This window comes from Paenibacillus allorhizosphaerae (assembly GCF_042659105.1).
Taxonomy (GTDB): domain Bacteria; phylum Bacillota; class Bacilli; order Paenibacillales; family NBRC-103111; genus Paenibacillus_G; species Paenibacillus_G allorhizosphaerae.
Genome location: NZ_JBHSRV010000061.1, coordinates 1 through 1,392 on the forward strand (window position 1 = coordinate 1; position 1,392 = coordinate 1,392).

The 1,392-nt window shown below is 38.8% G+C and carries 1 protein-coding gene; it reads right to left on the reverse strand.

Annotated features, from left to right (window positions below; genetic code table 11):
- Positions 1-353 precede the first annotated feature (353 nt).
- Entirely contained in the window at positions 354-959 is a 606-nt protein-coding gene (locus tag ACFQI7_RS37720; protein ID WP_218103601.1) for a hypothetical protein, read from the reverse strand.
- Positions 960-1,392: the final 433 nt, after the last annotated feature.

A 1,392-nucleotide genomic window follows, 5' to 3' on the forward strand; every position in this document is an offset into this window, starting at 1 on the left:
AACAATTAAGACTGGAACTCAATAATATTGATTAGGCTAAGCTAGCAGGATTTAGCGGGAAACGATAGCTCAACACAATCATCATGAGGCCGCCGTAGGTGTGATCGGGCGGCCTCATTAAGCTAAAGGGCAGGATAGTTGAACAAAGGTGAGGATGAAGAAGCTGCTCAATTGAACACATTTGCAGCAATGCACCACAGAATGGGCTTATTCATGATGAACTCGTTCACTCGCACTCAGCCTTTAATTGTTTTAAATAATACTTGATCATAATAAATAAACTGCACCTTCAATTGTTATGTATGATCACAATTGGGGGTGCAGTTCAAGTGCTGTTCAATCATCGCTCTTTTTTATATTTGTTTCAATTGTTTAAGCATAGCAGTCCAGATTCTCAGACCTGTCACCCATAGCGTCAGAGCAGAACCAAAACCGATGAAAGTAGACGTCGCAATCAGAGTTACATTGTTAACAGTAGCATTCATTGGTAAAAAGAAAGTAATAACGCCTAAAATACAGAGCATTACACCTGTACCATAATAAAAATTTTCTCGAAACAATCGAGCTAAAGGAAAAAAATGAATACCGACTATAATTGCCATGATAGGAAAAAAGACTTCAAAATTATTGATGATGTTGCAAATCATACTTGCGATAAAGATAGCAAGACCTTCCAGACCAAAGATCAAACCAAATTTTCGATTTATTTTTCTCCAATGTTCTCTCTCTTCTGGTGTAGAAGCATGGTTCATGTTACGAGCTTTACCAAAAAGTGATATCGCTCCGCTAAGTAAGATTAATGTCACAATACTTGAAAGAACAAGTGACCAAGGATCTCCAAGTCCACGTGAACCAATAATACCAATGGAAGCCCAAAGAGCCCCAAAAAAAGTCATGAACATCACACCATTTGCAGCACCAAAGACAGCAGCTTTCGGTAATTTTACAAATTTACTCATTATTTTGCAGACTCCTAGATCGAATTTTATATCTCTATTTATCTAACCATCCTTCCTCCTTATTGTCTAGTTTTTTTATGGGTTCGGTTCCGTTCGTTGACGAGAAGAATATGGAACACAACGTGTTAATCACTTCTTACCTGTTTGCATTACAAGGAGACAAACGCCAAACTTTCGACAAACAGATTCACGATAGCTCACATGCTTATACCACGAGGCTACCTAGGATTCGATCGGCGGCTTCTTTCCGCTACCCCGAAAATTTCACATAGCATAGATCTAAAATTGGCAATACGAAACTAAGCTCAGCTTTAGTGTTTTTTTAAAAACTGTGCTTCATAGAATTTATGTGAAATCAAGATGGTTACGAGGCTGTCGAGGCGGTGAGAGCTACCTGAAAACCAAGATTCTCGAGCCTTCGAACCGCTTGTTT

Bases quoted from the DNA above. Each gene is read 5' to 3' on its own strand.
- ACFQI7_RS37720 (WP_218103601.1), bottom strand. From the start codon at position 959: ATGAGTAAATTTGTAAAATTACCGAAAGCTGCTGTCTTTGGTGCTGCA.